The 18,015-nt window shown below is 55.3% G+C and carries 18 protein-coding genes; 14 read left to right on the top strand and 4 right to left on the bottom strand.

Translation table 11 applies throughout. The annotated features are described in order from the left end of the window. The first annotated feature begins 71 nt into the window (after positions 1-71). From rlmN to spoVM, 7 genes are all read left to right on the top strand, one after another. A complete protein-coding gene (rlmN, locus tag KQX66_RS27930; RefSeq protein ID WP_216796147.1) occupies positions 72-1,157 on the top strand; it encodes a dual-specificity RNA methyltransferase RlmN in 1,086 nt (361 codons plus the stop codon). 8 nt (positions 1,158-1,165) lie between these two features. Beyond that, positions 1,166-1,936 carry a Stp1/IreP family PP2C-type Ser/Thr phosphatase gene (locus KQX66_RS27935; protein WP_216796215.1) on the top strand — a complete coding sequence of 257 codons (771 nt, stop codon included), beginning with the start codon at positions 1,166-1,168 and terminating at the stop codon, positions 1,934-1,936. Positions 1,937-1,943: 7 nt separating this feature from the next. Next, on the top strand, positions 1,944-4,139 hold the full coding sequence (pknB, locus tag KQX66_RS27940; protein ID WP_253957486.1) for a Stk1 family PASTA domain-containing Ser/Thr kinase: 2,196 nt from the start codon (positions 1,944-1,946) through the stop codon (positions 4,137-4,139). After that, entirely contained in the window at positions 4,139-5,050 is a 912-nt protein-coding gene (gene rsgA / locus KQX66_RS27945; protein ID WP_216796149.1) for a ribosome small subunit-dependent GTPase A, read from the top strand. The genes pknB and rsgA overlap by 1 nt, the downstream gene beginning before the upstream one ends. Position 5,051: 1 nt before the next feature. Then, positions 5,052-5,720: a ribulose-phosphate 3-epimerase gene (gene rpe / locus KQX66_RS27950; RefSeq protein WP_216796150.1), complete on the top strand. Its 669-nt coding sequence runs from the start codon at positions 5,052-5,054 to the stop codon at positions 5,718-5,720. Further along, positions 5,721-5,972 (top strand): hypothetical protein, encoded by a 252-nt coding sequence (locus tag KQX66_RS27955; protein ID WP_216796151.1) that lies wholly within the window; start codon positions 5,721-5,723, stop codon positions 5,970-5,972. Positions 5,973-6,224: 252 nt separating this feature from the next. Next, positions 6,225-6,305: a stage V sporulation protein SpoVM gene (spoVM, locus tag KQX66_RS27960; protein ID WP_014652194.1), complete on the top strand. Its 81-nt coding sequence runs from the start codon at positions 6,225-6,227 to the stop codon at positions 6,303-6,305. A gap of 179 nt (positions 6,306-6,484) precedes the next feature. On the opposite strand, the gene rpmB is transcribed toward spoVM, so the two are convergent. Further along, the gene (gene rpmB / locus KQX66_RS27965) at positions 6,485-6,673 is read right to left on the bottom strand and encodes a 50S ribosomal protein L28 (protein WP_010498258.1); all 189 of its coding nucleotides are present in this window, start codon (positions 6,671-6,673) and stop codon (positions 6,485-6,487) included. Positions 6,674-6,865: 192 nt separating this feature from the next. Between rpmB and KQX66_RS27970 the strand changes: the two genes are divergently transcribed. The 7 genes from KQX66_RS27970 to hmpA all read left to right on the top strand — a co-directional run bounded on the left by KQX66_RS27970 (position 6,866) and on the right by hmpA (position 15,452). Next, the gene (locus KQX66_RS27970) at positions 6,866-7,228 is read left to right on the top strand and encodes an Asp23/Gls24 family envelope stress response protein (RefSeq protein ID WP_054974167.1); all 363 of its coding nucleotides are present in this window, start codon (positions 6,866-6,868) and stop codon (positions 7,226-7,228) included. A gap of 78 nt (positions 7,229-7,306) precedes the next feature. Beyond that, on the top strand, positions 7,307-9,121 hold the full coding sequence (locus KQX66_RS27975) for a DAK2 domain-containing protein (RefSeq protein ID WP_216796152.1): 1,815 nt from the start codon (positions 7,307-7,309) through the stop codon (positions 9,119-9,121). Between the two features lie 62 nt (positions 9,122-9,183). Next, positions 9,184-10,035, top strand: a complete 852-nt coding sequence (locus KQX66_RS27980; protein ID WP_216796153.1) for a DegV family protein — start codon at positions 9,184-9,186, stop codon at positions 10,033-10,035. 1 nt (position 10,036) lies between these two features. Further along, a complete protein-coding gene (gene recG / locus KQX66_RS27985; protein WP_216796216.1) occupies positions 10,037-12,091 on the top strand; it encodes an ATP-dependent DNA helicase RecG in 2,055 nt (684 codons plus the stop codon). Positions 12,092-12,235: 144 nt separating this feature from the next. Continuing rightward, entirely contained in the window at positions 12,236-12,523 is a 288-nt protein-coding gene (locus tag KQX66_RS27990) for a stage VI sporulation protein F (protein WP_054974171.1), read from the top strand. Between the two features lie 117 nt (positions 12,524-12,640). Continuing rightward, the gene (locus KQX66_RS27995) at positions 12,641-13,996 is read left to right on the top strand and encodes a right-handed parallel beta-helix repeat-containing protein (RefSeq protein ID WP_216796154.1); all 1,356 of its coding nucleotides are present in this window, start codon (positions 12,641-12,643) and stop codon (positions 13,994-13,996) included. A 205-nt stretch (positions 13,997-14,201) separates the two neighbouring features. Further along, a complete protein-coding gene (gene hmpA, locus KQX66_RS28000; protein WP_216796155.1) occupies positions 14,202-15,452 on the top strand; it encodes an NO-inducible flavohemoprotein in 1,251 nt (416 codons plus the stop codon). 40 nt (positions 15,453-15,492) lie between these two features. Here the strand turns inward: hmpA and KQX66_RS28005 are convergent, their stop codons facing one another. The 3 genes from KQX66_RS28005 to KQX66_RS28015 all read right to left on the bottom strand — a co-directional run bounded on the left by KQX66_RS28005 (position 15,493) and on the right by KQX66_RS28015 (position 17,912). Then, the gene (locus KQX66_RS28005; RefSeq protein WP_216796156.1) at positions 15,493-16,032 is read right to left on the bottom strand and encodes a Crp/Fnr family transcriptional regulator; all 540 of its coding nucleotides are present in this window, start codon (positions 16,030-16,032) and stop codon (positions 15,493-15,495) included. Between the two features lie 180 nt (positions 16,033-16,212). Further along, positions 16,213-16,683: a YhjD family protein gene (locus tag KQX66_RS28010; protein ID WP_216796157.1), complete on the bottom strand. Its 471-nt coding sequence runs from the start codon at positions 16,681-16,683 to the stop codon at positions 16,213-16,215. After that, the gene (locus tag KQX66_RS28015; RefSeq protein ID WP_216796217.1) at positions 16,680-17,912 is read right to left on the bottom strand and encodes a DNA polymerase IV; all 1,233 of its coding nucleotides are present in this window, start codon (positions 17,910-17,912) and stop codon (positions 16,680-16,682) included. Before KQX66_RS28015 ends, KQX66_RS28010 begins: the two co-directional genes overlap by 4 nt. Between the last annotated feature and the right edge of the window lie 103 nt (positions 17,913-18,015).

Here is an 18,015-nt window from a genome sequence, read left to right on the forward strand (position 1 = left end):
AAACGTGGCCTTTTCGGCGGATTGTCCCCGAAAGGGCTTCACTATAGACTAAACAGGTTGTGATGCATACAATGAACGAAATAGAAAGCAGATGGCAGCCGAAAAACGAAAAGCCGTACGTCTACGACTTTACCCTGGAGGATTGGCAGCAGTGGGTCAAGGACAACGGAGAGGCGGGCTTTCGCGCCGGCCAAATTTTCGATTGGCTGTATGTGAAAAGAGTTTCAAGCTTCGACGAGATGACGAATCTTCCGAAAACGCTCCGGGATCGGCTTAAGGAGCAGTTCGACTTCGTCACGCTCAAGGAAGTGGCGCATTACCGTTCGAAGGACGGGACCGTCAAGTTTTTGTTCGAGCTTAGCGACGAGAACGCGATCGAAACGGTCATCATGAAGCACAGCTACGGGAACAGTATCTGCGTAACGACGCAGGTCGGCTGTCGGGTCGGCTGTACGTTCTGCGCCTCGACGCTCGGCGGGTTGAAGCGGAATTTGACGTCCGGCGAGATCATCGCTCAGGTCGTCAAGGCGCAGCAGCTCTTGGACGAAACGCAGGAGCGGGTCAGCAGCATCGTTATCATGGGAATCGGCGAGCCGTTCGAGAATTATGACGCGGTGATGAAGTTTCTCAAGGTGATGATCCATCCGAAGGGGCTGAATATCGGCCAGCGGCACATTACGGTGTCGACAAGCGGCATCGTTCCGAACATTTACCGGTTTGCCGACGAGGATACGCAGATCAATCTGGCGATTTCGATCCATGCGCCGAACGATGAGCTGCGTTCCAAGCTGATGCCGGTCAACCGCCGGTACCCGTTTGCCGAGTTGATCGAAGCCTGTCAATATTACGTTGCAAAAACCGGACGGCGTATTACGTTCGAATACGCGTTGATGGGCGGCGTAAACGATCAGGCGGAGCACGCGGAGGAGCTGGCGAAAGTATTAAAAGCATTTCCGATGGCGCACGTGAACTTGATTCCGGTCAATTTCGTTTCCGAGCGCAACTATGTGCGTACGCCCCGGAATGATATCTTCACGTTCCAACGCATTCTGGAACGCAACAAAATCAACGCCACCATACGCCGGGAGCAGGGAAGCGATATCGCGGCCGCCTGCGGGCAGCTGCGGGCGAAGCATATGGAGTCGGGTGCGAGGTGAAGCAAGCGATGCTGAGATTGGCTTATCAATCCGATATCGGCCGGGTGCGGGCAGTCAATGAGGACCGTGCAGCCGTTCAAGAAGACTTGAACGGCTGGACCCTCGCCATTGTCGCAGACGGCATGGGAGGCCATCAGGCCGGAGATATCGCAAGTCAAATGGCGGTGGAGCTTATCCCGCTGAAGGTGAAGTCCTTGGATCCGAACCGGTCGTCCGAGGAGAGGCAGCTTAAATTGAAAGAAGCCATCGAAGCCGCCAACGATAACATTTTCGAGTTTGCGTCCGGACGCGAAAATTACCACGGGATGGGGACGACCGTCGTTGCTGTGCTGGCGAACGACGAGCGGGCTGTCGTGGCGCATATCGGCGACAGCCGCGTATACCGGATTCACGACGGGCAGATCGAGCAGTTAACGGAGGATCATTCGCTTGTCAACGAGCTGGTCAAAAGCGGCCAAATCACCCGTGAGGAAGCGAGCCACCATCCGCGGCGCAACGTTCTGACGCGGGCGCTCGGCACCGAGCCGACGATCGAGGTGGATGTGCAGGAAATCGGTTGGGGCCCCGGAGACTTGCTGCTGCTGTGCAGCGACGGACTAAGCAGCCTGGTTGAGCCGGGCCAAATGCTCCAAACCGTGAAGGAGACGGACGGTTTGGAGCGTAAGGTGGACCGCTTGGTCCAGGCTGCGCTGGATGCCGGGGGCGACGACAACGTAACGGTATTGCTGATCGAGAACGGGCCGGGTTCGGCGGTAGATGACGACGGAGAAGCGGGGTGAGGAAGGAATGATCGGTAAGCAGCTTGGAGGACGCTACGAGATTTTGGGACGCGTCGGCGGCGGCGGAATGGCCATCGTATACAAAGGACTCGATATTTTATTGCATCGGCATGTCGCCGTGAAGGTGCTGCGTCAGCAGTACGTGCACGACGAAGAATTCATTCAGCGTTTTCGCCGCGAAGCGCAAGCCGCAGCCTCCTTGTCGCATCCGAACGTGGTCAGCATATACGACGTCGGCCAAGAGGAAGACATCCATTACATCGTGATGGAATACATCGAGGGAACGACCTTGAACGAGCTGATTAAGGAAAGGGCACCGCTGCAGGTGGAGGAAGCCGTTCATATTGCGGGCCAGATTTGCGACGCTCTCGATCACGCGCATCATAATCAAATTATTCATCGCGATATTAAGCCTCACAACATTTTGATGGGCAAAAACGGCCGCGTCAAAGTGACCGACTTCGGGATCGCCCGTGCCGTCACTTCTTCCACGATTACGCAAACCGGCTCCGTCGTCGGCTCGGTTCATTATTTTTCGCCCGAGCATGCCAAAGGGACGCCGACCGGCGAGCAATCGGACTTGTACTCTCTCGGGATTGTCATGTACCAGATGCTGACTGGCCGGCTGCCGTTTCTCGGCGAAAGTCCGATCAGCGTAGCATTGAAGCATTTGCAGGAGGATGTCGAAGAACCGCGCAAGGTGAATCCGCTCATCCCGCAAAGCGTGGAAAACATCATTCTGCGCGCGATGCGCAAAAGCACGTCCGAGCGGTACCGTTCGGCCAAAGACATGCTGAGCGACCTCGAGTCGTGCCTGCTGCCGCACCGCCGCAACGAGCCGAAGGTCAACTTTCTGGACGACGATGAGCTGGATGAGGAAAAGACACGGGTCATGCCCGCGCTGCGGCCGGGACAATACGCCGTTGTGGAGGATGACGACGATCCGCAGCCCCGTGCGAAGGAACCCGCGCCGCCCGAGAAGAAGAAAAAGGGCTGGGTCAAGCCGCTGGTCTGGTTCGTGGTACTTATGTCGCTCGTGGGCGGCATGTGGTATGCGGTCCAGTACGTGCAGCAGAAATTGGCGGTGCAGCGGGTCGATATCCCGAATGTGGTGGATAAGCCGCTTGCCGAAGCTACGAAGATTTTAGAGGACAACAAGCTTCGGGTGGAAGTGGAGCGCCAGAATGATGAGGCGAAGCCGAAAGATATCGTCATTCGGCAGAGCCAGTCGAATATGCAGGTTAATGCGGGTGCGACGATCAAGCTGACTGTCAGCGATGGGCCCGAAAGTAAAAAAATGCCCGATGTTACCAAGCTGAAGCTGGCGGATGCCAAAACAAAGCTGATCTCTCTTGGCTTCAAGTCGGAAAATATCAAGATCGATCAACAGTTTCTGGAAGCCGAGCCGGAAACGGTCACGTCTCAAAAGCCTGCGGTGAATGAGGAATACACGTTGCCGGACGATGTTAAGGTCGAGCTGATCGTTAGCAAAGGACGAGAAACGTTCAAAATGCCGAACCTGGTCGGCAAAACGGAGAACGAAGCCAAAACGTTCCTTAGTGTAAATAGGCTGAAGCTTTCCAAGGACGGGATTGTCCGCCAGCCGAGCTACAAGCAGAGCAAGGGCCGTGTGACTAAGCAATTTCCGTTCGAGCCGGACGACGACGTAACGCCGGGGACGGAGATTACGCTGACCGTCAGCTCGGGCCTTCCGCCGGAAGCGGGACAGATGACCGTGCCGGTGCAGATTAAGCCGACCAAGGAAGGGCAGGCGGGTACGGCCAAAGTTATTCTAAGCGATGCGACGGCCGAAAATTCGGAATACCAGAAGCTTACGAACGTGACCAAGACGGAAACGCTTGAGGTGAAGCTGGTCGTCTCGCCGGATAAAGATGCGACGATTCAGATTCGCGGGGATAACATTCAGAACGATTCGATAACGATCACCTATAAGGATTATCAGGATCAAAAAGGCGGCAAGACTCAGTCAAACGGTACCGGTACGCAGCAGAATACAGGTACCGGGACGAACGGCGGCGGCAAGACCGAGCCTCCGGCCACTCCGGCTTCCGGCACGGGGGCCGAGAGTAGCAAGCCGACGCAGCAGGGAAGCGGCGGAACGGCGCCGCCGACCGGGCAGAACGGAGGCGCAGCAACGCCTCCGGCCGGGAATACGACAAGCACAGGAGGCAAGAATCCATAATGCCAACCGGGTTAATCGTGAAGGCGCTAAGCGGATACTATTACGTGCTTGCCGACGACGCGCAGACGACTGAATCGGTGCAATGCCGGGCGCGGGGGATTTTCAAGAAGCGCGGCATTTCGCCACTTGTCGGCGACCGCGTGGTGTACGGGCTGACGGAGAATGGGGAAGGAACGGTCGACGAAATTCTTCCCCGTTCCTCCGAATTGATCCGGCCGCCGGTGGCAAATATCGATTTGGCTGTATTGGTGTTCTCAGTGACCGAGCCGGCGCTTAATTTGCCGCTTCTGGACAAGTTTCTGGTACATACCGAAAGCGCCGGGCTCGATACGCTGATCTGCTTGACCAAGCATGATCTCTTGTCCGAAGGAAGCTCGCCTGACGGCGTTTCCGGGCAATTGGTGCCGGTGATCCGGCTCTACGAGTCGATCGGTTACCCGATGCTTGTGACAAGCGCCAAGGAAGGCATCGGCGTGAGTGAAGTTTACGATCGGCTTGCAGGCCGAATCGGGGTAGTTGCAGGGCAGTCCGGCGTCGGAAAGTCGTCGCTGCTTAACGCCATGGTGCCGGGGCTGTCGCTCGAAACGAACGAAATCAGCATGAAGCTTGGCCGGGGCAAGCATACGACGCGTCACGTCGAGCTGATCCGGCTGCAGAACGGCGGGCTTATCGCCGATACGCCGGGCTTTAGCCAGCTCGATTTTTTGCAGGTGGATGCGGAGGGGCTTAGCGGGGCTTTTCGGGAATTTGCGCCTTATGCCGCAGCATGCCGCTTCCGCGGTTGCTTGCATCTGCACGAACCGGGCTGCAAGGTTCAGGAGGCGAAAGAAGCGGGCCATATCGCCGCATCGAGGTACGACCATTACATTCAATTTTTAAACGAGATCAAAGACAAAAAAAGGAGGTACTGAGATGCTGCGTATCGCTCCTTCGATCTTATCCGCGAACTTTGCCAAGCTGGGCGAAGAAATTGCCGACGTCGAGCGCGGCGGGGCCGACTGGATTCACGTCGACGTGATGGACGGACATTTCGTGCCGAATATTACAATCGGACCGCTGGTGGTAGAGGCAATCCGTCCGATAACAAAGCTGCCGCTCGACGTGCATCTGATGATCGAGCAGCCGGATCGCTACATCGCCTCGTTCGTTCAGGCCGGCGCTGACCTTATATCGGTTCATGCCGAGGCATGCGTCCATCTGCACCGGACACTTCACTATATCAAGGAGCAGGGCGTAAAAGCCGGCGTCGTGCTGAATCCGGCCACTTCGCTCCATGCTTTGGAATATGTGCTTGAGGAAGGTCTGCTTGACTACGTGCTGCTGATGACGGTTAACCCGGGCTTCGGCGGGCAAAAGTTTATTTCCGCGGTGCTGCCCAAAATCGCCGGACTGCGCCGCATGCTGGACGAGCGCGGGCTTCAGCACGTGGACATTGAGGTTGATGGAGGCGTCAATACCGAAACGGCCAAGCTCGTTGCCGAAGCGGGCGCCAATGTGCTCGTTGCCGGGAACGCGGTGTTCAACCGGCCGGACCGCGCCAAGGCGATCCGCGCGATCCGGGAAGCCGGGAGCGGCCGATAAATGCGGGCGCTTCAAATTTTTGCCTTCTGTTTATTATGCGCCGCCCTGCTGTTCGTGTTTTCCATTATCGACGGCGTGGTAAAGTTTGCATTTTCGCTGGGCGCTTTATACGTCGGTATCCAGTTTTTTAAGCGATTCGAGACGCGCGGCCCGCGCATTGCATTCGTCTTAACCACGATCTTATTCTATTTTATTTATACAGTATTCTACGCGTTGTATTTGGCTGTTCAGCAGCAGCAGGCTGCAGTTTGAGAAAAAAAACAAAACCCGGGCGTGCATAACCGGCCCGGGGTTCGCATACACATGGTTACAAAAGTACGGCTTCCGGCTTTTGTAGCCTTTTTTGTTTTTTCGGTGCCCGGAATTTGCATGGCACGTTTTGGGGAGCAGCGGAATATACTTTTAACGAGGTGGTTTACTGCGCGCATGGCTCGAGGTCGGCTTTGCGTCGCAAAGCCAAGCGATGCTGACTTTGCTGCGCAAAGTCTGGAGGGAGGGTGCAAAATGAAATTTTACACAATCAAGCTTCCGAAGTTTTTGGGTGGGTTTGTGAAAGCCGTACTTAATACATTTAGCAAAAACTGAAGGTACGCTCGTCCATACTTAGGCGCCGGCTGCCGGCTAAGGCAGGCGCTACACCCGGAATCAACGGCTCAGCCGTCCTTGTCTTGCAAGACAAGCGCGTTTGTCTAAGTTGATAGGAATTTATGCTTATCAACTAAAAAAAGCACCTGAGCCAGGTGCTTTTTGTCTGCGGACGCAGATTACACGCGAGTTACTTTTCCGGATTTCAGAGCCTTCGTGCTCACCCAAACGCGTTTCGGTTTGCCGTCGACCAGAATGCGAACCTTTTGAACGTTGACACCCCAAGTGCGTTTCGCTTTGTTGTTCGCGTGGGATACATGGTTGCCGGTACCCGGGCCTTTACCTGTGATAAAACATTTGCGGGACATTGATTACACCTCCTTAAAGCATACACGCTTCAAAAACACACTTAAACATCATATCACAGCGGCCTAAAGGCCGTCAACGCAGCTTCTTCGTTTTCTTCCCCTGAGGCCTGAGTTTTATTTATTTCTTGCGGCGAATATAGTACAATGATTCGTAGTCCATGCTAATTTTGGGATCGAAGGAGCTGTATGGAGATGACAATCGAACTGGCTTCAGAATATGGAAAAATCTATGTTACGGATGAAGTAATCGCCGTACTTGCGGGTTCGGCGGCGCTGGACTGCTACGGACTTGTCGGGATGGCTTCGCGCAATCAATTCAAGGACGGGATTGCCGAACTGCTGCGCCGGGACAATTTGCGCCGGGGAGTTGAGGTTCACCGCGACGAGCAGGATGTCCTGACCATTGATTTATATATCGTCGTCAGCTATGGCACGAAAATTTCGGTCGTTGCGCATAACGTGCAGAGCAAAGTCAAATACATGCTCGGGGAAGTCGCGGGCCTGCAAGTGGCTAACGTGAACATTTTTGTCCAAGGCGTGAGGATTGCGGAATGAGACCTGTGATGACAGCGGTTGTGGCCGAAACATGTTATGGATCGCCGACAGGGTTATAGCGAAAGGGGAACGGTCTTTTTGAGTAAGCGCTTAAAAGAAATGAATGGACAAGATTTCATCCGAATGGTAGAAGCGGGAGCGCATAGGCTGACGACGAACGCAGAACGGGTCAATGCGCTTAACGTCTTTCCGGTACCGGACGGCGACACGGGCACCAATATGAATTTGACCTTGACTTCCGGGGTGGAAGAGCTTCGCCGCCGTCCGTCGGACCACTTGGGTAAAGCAGCGGAAGCGCTTGCTAAAGGCTTGCTGATGGGCGCCCGCGGCAATTCGGGCGTGATTCTGTCGCAGTTGTTCCGCGGTTTCGCCAAAGCCGTATCCGATCTGCCTTCGGCCAACGCCCAGCAGGTGGCTGCGGCGTTTCAGAACGGCGTGGATATGGCCTACAAAGCCGTTGTCAAGCCCGTGGAAGGTACGATTCTGACCGTAGCCAAGGAGGCGGCAAGACAGGGCGTACAGACCGCCAAGCGGCAGCCGGACGTGGCAGTCGTCATGGCGGAGCTGCTGGATCAAGCGAAAGAGGCGCTGGCCAAAACGCCGGACATGCTTCCTGTACTGAAGCAGGTCGGCGTAGTCGATTCCGGCGGACAGGGGCTCGTGTATATCTACGAGGGCTTTGTTTCCGTTTTGGACATGGAGGAAGCGCTGCTGGAGGAGCCGGCCGATATGCCGTACGTCGCTTTTGGCGCGGTGCAGCCGCTCGAGGAGACGCTTGAGCCCGCGGCGACGCCGCTTGATTTTACCGGCCATGAACGCGCTCAGGCGAAGCTGGCGACGGAGGATATCGAGTTCGGGTACTGCACGGAGTTTATGGTGACGCTGAACCCGGGCAAGCTGAACGGCCGCAAGTTTGACGAGGCTCTGTTCCGCGAGGAGCTGTCCGCCTTCGGCGATTCCCTGCTTGTCGTGGCCGACGACGATCTGGTCAAAGTGCATATCCATGCCGAATTCCCGGGAAGCGTTATGAATCTGGCTCAGAACTACGGAGATCTCAGCCGGATCAAAATTGAAAATATGCGCGATCAGCATACGCATCTTTTGATGGAGGAGGCCGGACCGTCCGGCGCGGTCGCGGCATTGGCCAAGGCGACGCATCTGTTGGACGCGGCGAAGGAGCTCGAAATGGGCCAACCGTCCGTCCCCGCAGCGAACAACCCGTCCCGCGAGCTCAAGCCGTATGGCTTTGTCGCCGTATCCGCAGGGGAAGGCATCTCGGGTATTTTCGGCAGCTTGGGCGTCGACCGGATTCTGCATGGCGGACAAACGATGAACCCGAGCACCGAAGATATCGTCCGCGCTATCAACGAGGTTGAAGCGAGAACCGTGTTCGTGCTTCCGAACAATTCGAACATCATCCTGGCTGCTCAGCAGGCCGTGGAGCTTGTCGAAGATAAGCAGGTTGTCGTTATTCCGAGCAAGTCGATTCCGCAAGGCATTGCCGCTGTCATCGCCTTCCAGGAGGAGGCGGCTCCCGAGGAAAACATCGGCGAAATGCAGCAGGCGCTGCAGCAGGTACAGGCCGGTCAAATCACCCATGCCGTACGCGATACGCAAATGGATGGGATCGAGATTAAAGAGGGCGATTATATCGGCATTCATAACGGCCGCATCGTTTCCTCGGCTCCGGACCTCGTCGATTCCTGCAAAAAGCTGATTGACTCCATGCTGGATGCGGGTGCCGAGATCGTGACCCTGTATACCGGAGCGGATGCGGTGCAGGAGCAGACCGAGGAGCTTGTCGGGTATGTCGAACAAACGTATCAAGAGGTAGAAGTGGAAGTGCAGGACGGCGGACAGCCGCTCTATTACTACATTATTTCCGCGGAGTAAGCGGGTTGGCTTTCGACGTTATTACTATAGATCAAAATTTTGCAAAGAATTGAGGGAGGCTATTGAGCCAGGTTCGTATTGTAACGGACAGCACGGCGGATATTCCGGCCGACCTGCGGGAGCGGCTCGGCATTGAGATGGTGCCGCTTAAAGTATTGTTCGGCTCGGAGGCATTTCGCGACGGGGTTGATATGGGTCCGGAGCAATTTTATGACAAGCTGGCCTCGTCCGGTATTTTTCCGACCACATCGCAGCCGTCGCCGGCCGATTTCATCCAAGTATACGAGAGGCTGGCAGACGAAGGCGCCGACTCGATCATCTCGATTCATTTGTCATCGCAGATGAGCGGCACGTACCAGTCCGCCCTTGTGGCGAAATCGATGATCGACGAGAAGGCGGATATCGAGGTGGTGGACAGCCGTACGGCTTCCTGTGGCATCGGTATGCTCGTCGTAGCTGCGGCGGAGGCGGCAAAGCAGGGGAAGAGCAAGTCGGAAATTTTGGAACGGATTGCGTCGCTGCGCCAAAACATCGGACTTTATTTTTTGGTGGATACGCTCGAGTATTTGCATAAGGGCGGACGGATCGGCAAGGCTGCGGCGCTCTTCGGCTCCTTGCTTAATATTAAGCCGATCCTATCGGTCAACGATGACGGAGTCGTGTACTCCGTTGATAAAGTTCGCGGACAGAAGAAAGCGATGAACCGGATCATCGAGCTGATGCAGAAGGATTTTGCCGGCAAGCCGATCGATTTGATCATGGCTTATACGACCGGTCGCGAGACGGCAGAGGAATTTTTCTCGTTGCTGAAGCAGCATTTTGATGTAAAAAGCGTGCAATACACGCATATCGGGCCCGTCATCGGAGCGCATGTCGGACCCGGAACCGTAGCGGCCTTTGCCATACCGGTCTGATATGACCTTGGATCTTTATTCGCTTCCGGTCACGAAGGTGTCCGGCGTCAAAGGCAAGAAGCCCGAGGAGCTGCTTGCGCTCGGCATCTCGAGCGTCGGAGAGCTCCTCGATTATTATCCTTTCCGCTACGAGGATTACACGCTTCGCGATTTGACGCAGGTGAAGGACGGAGACCGGATTACGGTGCAGGGCACGGTCGCAGGGGTTCCCCAAGTGCAAATGTACGGGCGCACCAAATCGCGCATGACCTGCAAAATCGTGGTCGACCCGCTCTTCATTACGGCCGTCTGGTTCAACCGGCATTTTTTGAAGGACAAGCTGACAGCCGGCACGGATGTCGTCTTGACCGGAAAATGGGACCAGAAGCGGCTGCACTTGACCGTGACGGAGGTCGAATTCCCGGGCCGCGGCACGTCGCAGACCGGCACGCTGCAGCCGGTTTATTCGGTGACCGGATCGATCACGCAAAAATGGTTCCGGCAAACGACGAAGCAAGCGCTGCTGCAATTCGGCGACCTCATTCCCGAGGTGCTTCCGGGCAAGCTGCTGCGCAAATACAATCTGCTGCCCCGCAAGCAGGCGGTTGCTCTGCTGCATCTGCCGGGCAACATGGAACAGGGACAACGGGCGAGACGCCGGATGGTGTACGAGGAGCTGTTCTTGTTCCAGCTCAAGATGCAGGCGTACCGCACGCTGAATCACGAGCGGGCGGACGGGGTCGCGCACCCCGTAGATTTGCCGGCGGTCCGCGCGTTCGTACGCGCGCTGCCGTTCACGCTGACGGCTTCCCAGAAAAACGTGCTGGCCGAAATTCTTCATGATCTGCAGCAGCCTTTTTGCATGAACCGCCTGCTGCAGGGCGACGTGGGCGCGGGGAAAACCGTCGTCGCGGCGGTGGCGCTATTTGCTGTCGTGAAAGCCGGCTATCAAGGCGCGCTGATGGTGCCGACGGAAATTCTTGCGGAGCAGCACAAACGCTCGCTCGACCGCTTGTTCGAGCCGTACGGCATTCAGACGGCGCTGCTGACGGGCAGCCTGACGGAGCGGCAGCGCCGGGATGTGCTCGGCTCGCTGCAGATGGGGATGATCGACATCGTCGTCGGTACGCATGCGCTCATTCAAGAGGATGTGTTTTTCCGTCGGCTCGGACTTGTCGTTACGGACGAACAGCATCGCTTCGGCGTACAGCAGCGCAGCATTTTGCGCCGCAAAGGGATGAATCCGGACGTGCTCACGATGACCGCGACGCCGATCCCGCGGACGCTCGCAATTACCGCTTTTGGCGATATGGACGTCTCAACGCTGCGGGAGCTCCCTAAGGGACGAAAGCCGATTCAGACCTATGCGGTCACGCACAATATGCTGGAGCGCGTCCTCGGCTTTATTCGCCGCGAGGTGGCCGAAGGACGGCAGGCGTATGTCATCTGCCCGCTGATCGAAGAATCCGAGAAGCTCGACGTGCAGAACGCGATTGACGTGCACGCGCAGCTTCAATTTGCTTTTCCGGAGTACAAAGTCGGGCTGCTGCACGGACGGATGGCCCCGGCGGAGAAGGACGAGGTGATGCGCGAGTTCAGCCAAGGCCGGCTTCATGTCCTGGTCTCGACGACCGTTATTGAGGTCGGTGTGGACGTGCCCAACGCGACGCTGATGGTCGTCTATGACGCCGACCGGTTCGGATTATCGCAGCTTCACCAGCTGCGGGGCCGGGTCGGACGGGGCGAGCACCAGTCGTACTGCGTGCTGATTGCCGATCCGAAGAACGAAGTCGGCAAGGAACGGCTGAAGGCGATGACGGATACGAACGACGGTTTCGAGATTGCGCGCCGCGACCTCGAATTGCGGGGGCCCGGAGATTTTTTTGGTACGAAGCAGAGCGGGGTGCCGGATTTCCGGCTCGCCGACATGGTGACCGACTTCGAAGTGATGGAACAGGCAAGAGACGATGCGGCGGAGCTTGTCAAGCAGCCGGATTTCTGGACCGAGGCCGACTACGTGCCGCTCCGTCACTATTTGCAGCGCGAGCATATCTTCGACAGCGAGATGCTGGATTAGACGATAGCCTGCTTGACGCTCCGCCTGCGGGGCGAAAGGGAAAGACGGGCGAAAGAAATAGGTACACAAGGCCAAGCTCTCCGACATAGACTTACTACTGTGGTGGTTGTAAGTCCTATTTGCAAGAACGCGGAGGTGTGCGGCATGAGCTATACGCAGTACGGCTTTGACCCTGCGCAAGTCGAGCGGATTAAGCTGAAGATGAAAAATCCGGAGACGAAAGAACGGGTCAAAATGATTTTGCAGGGCGTTACGAAGTACGATTTGCAGGACCGCGTGAAGGTTCGCCGGTTCGTCGGCATGCTGACGAAGGTGCTCGGCGAAAGAGTCACCGAGCAGCAGACCGAGCAGCTCGTTCAGTTCGTGATCTCGCAAAAAATCGATCCGAACAATGCGTTTCATCTGATTAAACTGTGGAGCATGTTCCGCTAAGCGGGCATGTTCTTTTTTTTGTCGGAGCGCCGGGCTCCGGCCCAATTGTCAAATGAAGCGGAGAAGGCTATAATGCTGATAGATTGCTAGATTGTGGAAGGGGGAACGATATACGATATGTCGACTTCGGAATCTTCATCTTCACCCAAAGACAAAGCAATGTCCCGCCGCGAGCTGCTGGCCACAATGGGCACGGCGACGGCCGGCATGATCCTGGCCGCCGGTACGGGCTGGAGCGGCACGGCCGCGGCGGAGCCGATGCCCAATCCGATGCAAAATCCGGGGTTTCGCCCGGAATCGGTCGCCTGGATCAACGTAAAAAACTACGGAGCGCAAGGCTTGGGTCGTTTCGATCAAAACGACGCACCGGCGATTCAATCGGCCGTCGAAGCGGCGGCGCCTCTGGGAGGGACCGTTTATTTGCCGCCCGGGCGCTACATTTTGAGATCCTCCATTATGCTGAGACCGAATGTACGTTTGGTCGGAGACGGGCCGGGCGCATCCATACTGAAGGCGGCGGAGTCGAATCTATCCATGGTGATGGGGCTCGGCACGAAGAAAAATGCGGTCGAGGGACTTGGCTTCGAAGGCATGGGCGCCCTATCGCTGACAAATTCCAAGATGACGGAACGCGGCGTTTATTTTGAAAAATGCGAGCACGTCTCCGTTCGGAATTGTCATTTCACCGCCATAGTCAACGGCGTGTGGCTCAACGACAGCCGGCACGTCTCGGTTAGCCAAAGCTCGTTCTCTCAGCTATTTGCTTATGAAAATTTCTACGAAGGCTATGGGATCTTTGCCGAATCAGCGGCGAATTTCCGGCTGACGGATAACCGGTTTCGTTTGTTAAAAAGACCCTGCATCTATATTTCCGCAGGCAGCTCGTATTCGATCGTTTCCGATAACGTGGCGCAGCAATGTGAGGATGCTTTTATCGTGATATCCTCCAAGCTGAAGCCGAGCTCGTACCATCGGATCGAAGGCAACATCTTGTCGGCGGAGGGGCTGGAAAACGGCGCTTTTGCGGGCAAGCAGGGCATCGTGCTGCGCGATTACTGTACGGACAACGTGATCGTCCATAACATCATTTCCCGGGCAAAAGAATCCGGCATCTCGCTGACGGGCGACGGCGCGGCAGACGACGAGCGGCCGTTCGGCAACATCGTTTCCGGCAACAAAATCGATCAGAGCGAGCGCGGCATCGTCCTGCTGAACAGCGACGTCACTACGGTAACGGGCAACGATGTGCGCCGGGTCCAAACCGGCATTACGCTTGAAACGTCCGGCAATGCCGACGGCTCCTTCAGCCGACACAATCTCGTTACGGGCAATATGCTGTCCCGCTGTTCGACTGCCGCTATCCAGATCGCCGGCAGCCGCTGCGAAAATAACACGGTTTACGGCAATGCCGGTACGGGTAACGGCGAAACGCTGGCCGATCAAGGGAAGGATACGTCGAAGGCGGGCTTTTAACCTCTGAAGCATATAATTCCGGAATCAAATAACTCGGCAAGCGGACAGCCGGTCGGAGAAATGAAAACCCGACCGGCTGCTGTCTGTTTTGCCACAAATCGTTTTGTTTTGATGTGATCTAAATCACAAGAACGTTCTTGGCGTACTTGTATACTGTTCTCATGCAAGGGTAACGAAATCCGCAATGATGAAACGAGGGATAACGATGTTAAACGAACAGACGATCCGTATTATTAAATCGACGGTCCCGGTTCTGGAATCGAAGGGGACTGAAGTAACGAAACGATTTTATGAAATTTTGTTCACCGAGCATCCTGAGCTGCTGAACGTCTTCAACCACGCGAACCAAAAGCAGGGACGTCAGCAGACGGCGCTGGCTAATGCCGTGTATGCCGCCGCCGTGCATATCGATAATTTGGCTGCCATTCTGCCTGTGGTGAAGCAGATCGGACATAAGCACCGGAGCCTTGGAATAAAGCCCGAGCATTATCCGATCGTGGGTCGGACGCTGCTGACGGCCATGCGGGAGGTGCTCGGCGAGGCAGCTACGGACGAGGTGCTTCAGGCGTGGGAAACTGCCTATGGCATCATTGCCGACGCCTTCATCGGCGTAGAGGCGGAAATGTATACCCAGGCCGAGCGGCAGACGGGCGGCTGGGAAGGATTCCGCGCGTTCCGGGTGGAGCGCAAGCAAAAGGAAAGCAGCGTCATTACGTCGTTCTATTTGGTTCCGCTTGACGGCGGCGCGATTGCCACGTTCGAGCCCGGGCAGTATGTCAGCGTAAAGCCGGAGATGCCCGGCGAGACGTATACGCATATCCGGCAGTACAGCTTGTCCGATGCGCCGGGTAAGCCGTATTACCGCATTTCCGTCAAACGTGAGGACGGTACGCCGGACCGCCCGGCCGGCAAAGTGTCCGTCTTCCTTCACGAACACGTGAACGAAGGCGATACGCTATGGCTGACGGCTCCCGCTGGGGACTTCACGCTCGACACCTCCGATTCGCGCCCGGTCGTATTGCTGAGCGGCGGCGTCGGTCTGACTCCGCTGCTCAGTATGCTGAAAACGCTCGGCGAAACGACGCCGGACCGACAGGTCACGTTCATTCACGCAGCCCTGAGCGGCGAGACGCACGCGATGCGCGCCGAGGTGGAAGAGCTGGCTCGCAGGTATCCGGGCTTTTCGTACTACTTTTGCTACCAATCGCCGACCGCTGCCGATCGGGAGGAACGTACGTTCCACAAGGAGGGCTACATCGATCTGGAGTGGCTGCAATCCGTCGTTCCTTCGCCGGACGCGGCGTTCTATTTCTGCGGGCCGGTGCCGTTCATGAAGACGGTCAACCGGATGCTGCAATCCTGGGGCGTACGCAAGGAGGACGCGCGTTACGAGTTTTTCGGACCATCGGGTTCGCTGGAGGAAGCCGGGGAACCAACAGCTCCGGCACACCGCTAAAATGCGGTCCGGATCAACAGAGGAACGGTATGCTTAGTGGTCAGCGTTTGCTATCGTCCCGGGCCTGCAAGGCAGCGCGGTTGCCGGCTTGAGCGCGAAGTAGACGATTGACCGTCTCGCGGCGCAGCCCGATAAACTGGCCGATCTCTTCTTGTGTCAGCAGATCGGTCAAACGGGCCGGGGCAATATAGGCTTCGAACCAGGTTTGCAGCTTCGCGAGCTTGTCCGCCGGCGTAATCTGCGTCAGCTGGTCGATTCGCTGCTGCATCATTCGCAGCTTGCTTTCCAGCAGCATGGCGATTTCAAGACACGTTTGCGGTTCCCGTTGAAGCTTGGCATACCATTCTTGAGCGGGAAGCGTTTCGATCTCGCACGTCATGAGCGCAATCGCGGTCCCGTAATATTCTTTCGGACTGATCAAGGAATGATGAGGGATCGTCTCGCCCGGAACGATAATATTAACCAGAACGGGATTTCCGTCCTCGTGAATGCGGACAATCTTAAGCAGGCCGCTCTTGATGCGGTACAGCGGTCCGGCTTCTCCTTGGCGAAACAACGTTTCGCCTTTATGCAGCAGCATGCGTCTTCACCTTTGCTTCCATTTTCAGCGTTCCGTCTCTGCCGAGGCGGGACGCTTTTCTTTTTCCGATTATAGCACGATCCGGGGATACGCTCATAGTGAAACTGGACTAGAGGAGATGATGAGTTCCCTGCTGATGACCGGAATTTCTTGATAGATAAGAAGTTCCGGTCACGCACATTATTTACCGTATTGCCCAAGGTATTTCGCAACGTCTTGCAGATACCTGGTTAAACGCACACTGATCTCCGATCGAACTACATCACGAACGATACCGAATCGTTCTTCGTAACCTCGGCATATGATTTTGTAATAAATAACGAGGTCGATCTGCTCGTCGTTAATTACTTTAATGTTTCGTTTACTTAATTCCCGACGTAACGTGTGCATGTCTTTATGGATTTGATTCATAACGGTTTGCGCAGCGGTCAAAGATAACCGCTTTAAGATATTTGTTGAGGCTCTTATTTCCTCGACATTCCGGTCAATTATGGTTAGCATATGCGGCAGCAGAATGTAATCCCGAGCCATGGTGTATTCCTCGGGTGTCGGTCGAGAAGTTTTGGCTTCATTACGCGCCTCGTATTGCTCCGTGTGTTCCGTGAGCGTCATTTTCGACTGCCAGCGGCCATTCCCGTCTAGTTTACTCATGCCCAATGACCCCCTATTTGAGCCGCTCTTTCAAATGCCTGAGCCGTTTTTAACAAGGACGATGCACGGATAATAGCCGTTGGTCCAAACCTCTCTTTCAGCGCATCGACTGTTTTTTCACGGTGAATCAATCGTTCTCGATTCTCAAATAAGTCAAGTTGATAAACATCATCTCTCGAAAGGTCCGTGAGCGTAATATGCAAATGAGTAAGAGGCAAGCCCTTCCAGTGCTCCAAAAAGAGTGAGCGTATAACCGGGCCAATTTCATGTTCCAAATGGGTAGGACGCGGCAATGTTCTTTGCCTCCCGAAACTTGAAGACCGATGCCCGTCGGTTTCTGCAGCTCCTACTGCAACGACTCTGCCCATATATCCGTATCGCCTGGCACGACGGCAAACCTCCACGATAAGTTCGAGCATAAGCGGTTCAATGTCTTCGATCGTTCGATAGGTTTGCCATTTTAATGCCCTACCGTGGTTGATCACTTTAATTTGACTTCGCATTCCGGTGACAACGGGACTCGGATCGATGCCATTCGCCGTTTGCCAGTAATATTCCGCCTGAATGTCACTTTGCCGGCCCATCCGGCAGCGCATCCGTTTTTTGAATTCACCGAGATCGAGACGCGCTATATCGCCGATGGTATGTAAGCCCATTCGAGCAAAATGGGAAGTCATGCGCCCGGCTACCATAAACATTTGATGGACAGGCAGGGACCAAAGGTCTTTTTCGATATTGTCATGGGTAAGTTTAAATATACCCGTGGGCCTTTTTTTTGCGAAATTATCCGTTGCCATTTTGGCAAGGATTTTGTTGGGGCCGATACCGACACGGGACCATACTCCGGTTGAAAGCTTTACTCGGGTTTGTATCAAACGGGCAATCTCTTCAGCAGAACCGAACAAGGCCAACGATCCTGTCACATCGAGAAACTGTTCGTCGATGGAGAACGGTTCAACTTGATCTGTAATGGATTCGAAAATTTCTGTAATGAGCAGGGATACGGAAATATACGTTTGCATTCGTGGCCGTATGACGACCAATTCCGGGCATTTGGCCAGCGCTTCACCGACTCTTTGGGCTGTAGTCACACCGCGTGATTTTGCAGCCGGACAGGCAGCTAAAATAATTCCACTACGGCGTGCCGGGTCCCCGACCGCAACGGGTTTATCCCGATATTCCGGGTGCGCTGCTTTTTCGATACTCGCGTAAAAACTTTGCCCATCAATTTATCAAGACTAAAATATAAAAATTTTAATATTTTTGCGAATTATATCGTCGTTTATATGTATATATCGAATCAGTATTTCTTAATGTCAACATAATTGACCA

The sequence above is a fragment of the Paenibacillus oleatilyticus genome (genome assembly GCF_018998565.1).
GTDB classification, from domain to species: domain Bacteria; phylum Bacillota; class Bacilli; order Paenibacillales; family NBRC-103111; genus Paenibacillus_G; species Paenibacillus_G oleatilyticus.

What these genes read in the sequence shown, in the direction of transcription:
- rlmN (WP_216796147.1), top strand. Translation starts at nt 72, where the DNA reads ATGAACGAAATAGAAAGCAGATGGCAGCCGAAAAACGAAAAGCCGTAC.
- KQX66_RS27935 (WP_216796215.1), top strand. Translation starts at nt 1,166, where the DNA reads ATGCTGAGATTGGCTTATCAATCCGATATCGGCCGGGTGCGGGCAGTC.
- pknB (WP_253957486.1), top strand. Translation starts at nt 1,944, where the DNA reads ATGATCGGTAAGCAGCTTGGAGGACGCTACGAGATTTTGGGACGCGTC.
- rsgA (WP_216796149.1), top strand. Translation starts at nt 4,139, where the DNA reads ATGCCAACCGGGTTAATCGTGAAGGCGCTAAGCGGATACTATTACGTG.
- rpe (WP_216796150.1), top strand. Translation starts at nt 5,052, where the DNA reads ATGCTGCGTATCGCTCCTTCGATCTTATCCGCGAACTTTGCCAAGCTG.
- KQX66_RS27955 (WP_216796151.1), top strand. Translation starts at nt 5,721, where the DNA reads ATGCGGGCGCTTCAAATTTTTGCCTTCTGTTTATTATGCGCCGCCCTG.
- spoVM (WP_014652194.1), top strand. Translation starts at nt 6,225, where the DNA reads ATGAAATTTTACACAATCAAGCTTCCGAAGTTTTTGGGTGGGTTTGTG.
- rpmB (WP_010498258.1), bottom strand. Translation starts at nt 6,673, where the DNA reads ATGTCCCGCAAATGTTTTATCACAGGTAAAGGCCCGGGTACCGGCAAC.
- KQX66_RS27970 (WP_054974167.1), top strand. Translation starts at nt 6,866, where the DNA reads ATGACAATCGAACTGGCTTCAGAATATGGAAAAATCTATGTTACGGAT.
- recG (WP_216796216.1), top strand. Translation starts at nt 10,037, where the DNA reads ATGACCTTGGATCTTTATTCGCTTCCGGTCACGAAGGTGTCCGGCGTC.
- KQX66_RS27990 (WP_054974171.1), top strand. Translation starts at nt 12,236, where the DNA reads ATGAGCTATACGCAGTACGGCTTTGACCCTGCGCAAGTCGAGCGGATT.
- KQX66_RS27995 (WP_216796154.1), top strand. Translation starts at nt 12,641, where the DNA reads ATGTCGACTTCGGAATCTTCATCTTCACCCAAAGACAAAGCAATGTCC.
- hmpA (WP_216796155.1), top strand. Translation starts at nt 14,202, where the DNA reads ATGTTAAACGAACAGACGATCCGTATTATTAAATCGACGGTCCCGGTT.
- KQX66_RS28005 (WP_216796156.1), bottom strand. Translation starts at nt 16,032, where the DNA reads ATGCTGCTGCATAAAGGCGAAACGTTGTTTCGCCAAGGAGAAGCCGGA.
- KQX66_RS28010 (WP_216796157.1), bottom strand. Translation starts at nt 16,683, where the DNA reads ATGAGTAAACTAGACGGGAATGGCCGCTGGCAGTCGAAAATGACGCTC.